Below are 4,496 nucleotides of genomic sequence, written 5' to 3'. Positions count from 1 at the left end.
GTGAAGAACATCGCCGATCTCTACCTCTACCCCAACACCCTGATGGCCGTGAAAGTGACCGGGGCCGAACTGGAACAATGGCTGGAATGTTCCGCTTCCCAGTTCTTCCAGATCACCGACACCGCCGACCGCCAGGAGCTGGTGGATTTCAGTGGCTTCCCCACCTACAACTTCGATGTCATCGACGGCGTCAGCTACCAGATCGATGTGACCGAACCGGCCCGCTACGATCGTGACTGCGCCAAGATCAGCGACGGCAGCCGCATCGTTGACCTGCAGTTCGAAGGAGCCGCCATCGACCCGGCCCAGGAATTTCTCATCGCCAGCAACAACTACCGTGCTACCGGCGGCCACTTTGCCGGCACCGGTGGCGATCATGTGGTGATCGAATCTCCGGACGAAAACCGCCAGGTGGTCGGCAACTACATCCAGGCCAACAGCCCGGTAACCCCTACCGCCGACAACAACTGGTCCTTCGCACCAATCCTGGGTTACAGCAGTGATCTGGAAATCGTCTTCCGGGTACCCAACACCGACCGCGCCAAGAACTTCGTGGCCGACGCGGTCGCCGGTGCCGGTGGCAGCTTCATGGCCACCCTGCTGGATGACAGCGGCAACGAAGCCATCTACGAGCTGAACCTGCAGCCCTGATCAATCGGACTGCGACACCCGACGAGTCGGCGCCGCCGGCTCGTCGTTTCTTACCCGCAGAAAGCTGGCAAAGCGCGGCAACCCGGTAGAGGTCAGACCGTAATATTTATAGGTCACCGTGCTGCCCAGCGGCGGCGGGTCCGCCCGCTCGTTATCGCTGAGCCCACTGCCCAGCTTGAAACGGCGCCCGTCCCCGGTTTTCACCACCAACGCCCCTACCTGGCCCTGGTATTTGCCTTTCCCCTCGCTGTAATCCACCACCGTTGCTTCCGCATCCTGAAAGGTTTTCACCTTGAGCAGCGCCGCCGTGCGACCGGCTTTGTAGAAACTGTCACCGTGATGCAGCATCAAGCCTTCTCCGCCGACCGCCAGCACCCGATCCAGCCGCGCCAGCAGGGCACCGTGGTCCGTGGCCCGTCGCTGTTCGACCATGGCCAGGTGATAGGAGGAGGTTTTCTCCACCAGCTCACGCATTTTTTCCACCCGCTTGCTGAATGGCACGCCACTGGCCGGCAGGTCGAACACCATAAAGCGGATCTGCCGCCATTCTTGCGCCTTCGGCTGTAACCGGCGGATCGCTGCCGACACCTGGGCAAAGCGGTCGCGCCCCATCCACAGCTCGCCATCCAGAGGCTGCGCGGGAAAATCGCGCAGGAACCAGTCCGGCGCGGCGATAATATTGCCGCCCCGGGACAACAACTGCTGCCCATCCCAGTAAGCCCGCACCCCGTCCAGCTTTTCGCTGACCCAGTAGCCCTGCAGATCCATACCCGCCTGGTACGCCCTGGCCAGCTGCAACGGCGGCTCGCTGGCATGGCCAGCCGTGGTCATCATCAACCAGACAACCAGCATCAAGCCAACCCGCAGACATCCGTGTCTTGCCGGTATTTTCACGGTCTTCTCCTTTTGTTCTCGCTCGCGGCTTCAGACTGTGCCTTAACGAAGCGCCCGGCTCTGTCCGCATTCGCAGCGCCAGCACGTAAGAGATCAGCGTTTTTGCAACAAATCCGCCGGCCGTGCATCCAAGCTTCAGGAGGTATCAATCATGCGCACACTGTTGTTTCTGGCCGCTCTGGTTCTGAGCAGCCCCGTACTGGCCGCCGAGGCCTACTTTGCCGGCGGTTGTTTCTGGTGTACCGAGTCGGACTTTGAAGAGCTGGATGGCGTCAGCGAGGCCATCAGCGGCTTTGCCGGTGGTGACGAAAAGAATCCCAGCTACGAGGATGTGGCCCATGGCCGCACCGGTCATACGGAAACCGTGAAGGTGATCTATGACCCGGAGGTGGTGAGCTACGACAACCTGCTCACCTGGTTCTGGCAGCATGTGGATCCCACTGACCCCAACGGCCAGTTCGTGGATCGCGGCCAGCAATATCGCAGCGCCATTTTCTATCAGACCGACGCCGAGAAAACCGCTGCCTTGGCCTCACGCAAGGCACTGGAGGAAAGTGGCCGTTTCGACAAGCCGGTGGTCACCGAAATCACCGAGCTGGACGCCTTCTACCCGGCGGAGGACTACCACCAGGACTACTACAAGACCCACAGCCTCAAATACAAGTATTACCGCTACCGCTCCGGCCGCGACCAGTTTTTGCAGGAACACTGGGACGACCCGAAACATCGCCCCTGGCTCATCGACCAGGTGACCCAGCGCTGGCAGGGCCCGGACCAGTTTCAGCGCCCCAGCGATGCGGTGCTGAAAAAATCCTTGCCCAAGCTGGTCTATCAGGTGACCCGGGAAGATGCCACCGAGCGGGCCTTCCAGAATGAATACTTTGACCACAAGGCCGAAGGGATCTACGTGGATGTGATCAGCGGCGAGCCGCTGTTTTCCTCCACAGACAAGTACAAATCCGGCACCGGCTGGCCAAGCTTTACCAAGCCCATCGACAAGTCATTCGTGACGCTGGAGGAAGACAACAAGCTGTGGGCCACCCGCACAGAAGTGCGCAGCCGCTACGCGGATTCTCACCTGGGTCATGTGTTCAGCGACGGCCCCGAGCCCACCGGCCAACGCTGGTGCATGAACTCCGCCGCGCTGCGTTTTGTGCCCAAGGCCGAGATGGAAAAACAGGGTTACGGGGACTATTTATCCCTGTTTGAGTGATGGCAACCGTGGCCGGTTGATGACAATGGCGATCACCCCGGCCACCGCCAACGCCCAGCAGTAATGGATGGCGCCGATCAGCGCCAGCGGCGACAGCCCGGCAATGGAACAGGCCAGCAACACCTGGGCGCCGTAGGGAATCAGCCCCTGCACCACGCAGGAAAAGATATCCAGCACACTGGCGGAACGGCGCAGGTCCACACCATGGTCTTCGGCGATGTCCCGGGCCATCTCCCCGGTAAGCACAATGGCCACGGTGTTGTTGGCTACAAACACATTGGCCACCACCACCAGCAGGGCAATACCCACTTCCCCGGCCCGTTGCAGCGGCAGTTTCAGCCAGCGGGTCAGGCCATGAATCCGTTCGATCAACCAGCGGGTGCCACCCTGGTCTGTCATCAGTTGTGACAGCCCACCGATCAGCATGGACAGCAGCATGATCTCGAACATGCTTTCAAAACCGCTGTAGACCGCCCCATTCACCTGGGCCAGCCCATAGTCCGCCCCCTGCACCATGCCGGTGACCCCGGCCACGGCGATACCGATGATCAACACCGCCAACACGTTCAGCCCGCTCAGGGCCAAAGCAAAGACCAGCAGGTAAGGCAGCACCAGCCAGGGCTGCAACGGCTCCGCCTGCACCTGATGGTCACCGCCGCCCAGCATCACCAGCACCGCCACGGTCACCAGCGCCGCCGGCAGGGCAATCCAGATATTCACCCGGAACTTGTCCTTCAACGAGACGCCCTGGCTGCGGGTGGCGGCAATGGTGGTATCGGAAATCATCGACAGGTTGTCGCCGAACATGGCGCCACCCGCCACGGCCCCCACCGCCAGCGGCAAGGGCAGCCCGGTGGCCTGGGCAAAGCCGGCGGCAATGGGCGCGGTAGCGGCGATGGTGCCCATGGAGGTGCCCATGGCCGTGGCGATAAAGGCAGCGATCAGAAACAGGGCCGGCAATACCCAGTCAGAGGGAATAATGCGCAGGCCAAGCTGCACGGTGGCATCCACACTGCCGATGCTGTCACTGACACTGGCAAAGGCCCCGGCCAGCAGGAACACCAGGCACATGAGAATGATATTGGGGTGGCCAATCCCTACCAGCAGGCGCTCCACACTGCGGCCCAGCGCCTGCCGCGCCAGCACAAAAGCCAGCACGATAGCCGCCATGGCCACCACCGGCGCCTTGATCTGGTAGAAAGCGAACTCGGTGCCCTGCAGGCTGTAATAGATCCCGCTACCGAAAAACACCGCCATAAAAAACAGCAGTGGCAACAAGGGCCAGGCGCGGGCAGGGGCTTGAGTCATGGATCAATCCGGATCAGCGGTGAATTCCGCACAGTGTAGAGATTACCGGCCGGGGGCGGTACCTACCCCCCTAGCCGTAGGAGCGTCGCTGGCGGCGCGATAACCAAACGTCGATAAACAATGTATTACCACAGAGGGCACAGAGATCACTGAGGAGAAGAAAGGGTTTTCTCGGTGTGCTTTGTGCCCTCTGTGGTGAGAGTGCTTTTAAAAAGGATTGGAATCGCGCCGCCAGCGACGCTCCTACGTCGGGCTAGAACGTATCCACAAACGGCCGACCGCCACTGCCACCTCGATGCCCGGACGCATTCAACCCACGCAACAACCACTGGCGACTTTCCATGGGATCAATCACCGCATCGATCTCCAGGAAGCTGGCCATGTTCAGGGCCTTGCCCTGCTGGTAGGCCTTGGCCACCAGCTTGTCGAA

4 protein-coding genes are annotated in these 4,496 nt (G+C 61.1%); 2 read left to right on the top strand and 2 right to left on the bottom strand.

Going from position 1 to position 4,496, the window contains the following annotated elements; translation table 11 throughout:
- Window positions 1-651: 5'-nucleotidase C-terminal domain-containing protein (locus HUJ17_RS00745; RefSeq protein WP_290508910.1), on the top strand; the 651-nt coding region annotated here is incomplete at its 5' end.
- Here HUJ17_RS00745 and HUJ17_RS00740 read toward each other — a convergent pair.
- Entirely contained in the window at window positions 652-1,503 is an 852-nt protein-coding gene (locus tag HUJ17_RS00740; protein WP_290508909.1) for a DNA ligase, read from the bottom strand.
- Between the two features lie 193 nt (window positions 1,504-1,696).
- On the opposite strand from HUJ17_RS00740, the gene msrB reads away from it, so the two are divergent.
- The gene (gene msrB, locus HUJ17_RS00735; RefSeq protein ID WP_290508908.1) at window positions 1,697-2,758 is read left to right on the top strand and encodes a peptide-methionine (R)-S-oxide reductase MsrB; all 1,062 of its coding nucleotides are present in this window, start codon (window positions 1,697-1,699) and stop codon (window positions 2,756-2,758) included.
- On the opposite strand, the gene HUJ17_RS00730 is transcribed toward msrB, so the two are convergent.
- Complete coding sequence (locus HUJ17_RS00730) at window positions 2,741-4,066, bottom strand: Na+/H+ antiporter NhaC family protein (protein WP_290508907.1); 1,326 nt, start codon at window positions 4,064-4,066, stop codon at window positions 2,741-2,743. The two genes, msrB and HUJ17_RS00730, sit on opposite strands and share 18 nt — an antisense overlap.
- Window positions 4,067-4,496 lie beyond the last annotated feature (430 nt).

The sequence above is a fragment of the Alcanivorax sp. genome, assembly GCF_014762765.1.
Lineage (GTDB): Bacteria > Pseudomonadota > Gammaproteobacteria > Pseudomonadales > Alcanivoracaceae > Alcanivorax.
The sequence above is the reverse complement of the archived record's forward strand: the minus strand, read 5'-3'. Positions and strand labels throughout refer to the sequence as shown.

Excerpts from the sequence above, each read along its gene's own strand:
- HUJ17_RS00740 (WP_290508909.1), bottom strand. The coding sequence starts at position 1,503 with ATGCTGGTTGTCTGGTTGATGATGACCACGGCTGGCCATGCCAGCGAG.
- msrB (WP_290508908.1), top strand. The coding sequence starts at position 1,697 with ATGCGCACACTGTTGTTTCTGGCCGCTCTGGTTCTGAGCAGCCCCGTA.
- HUJ17_RS00730 (WP_290508907.1), bottom strand. The coding sequence starts at position 4,066 with ATGACTCAAGCCCCTGCCCGCGCCTGGCCCTTGTTGCCACTGCTGTTT.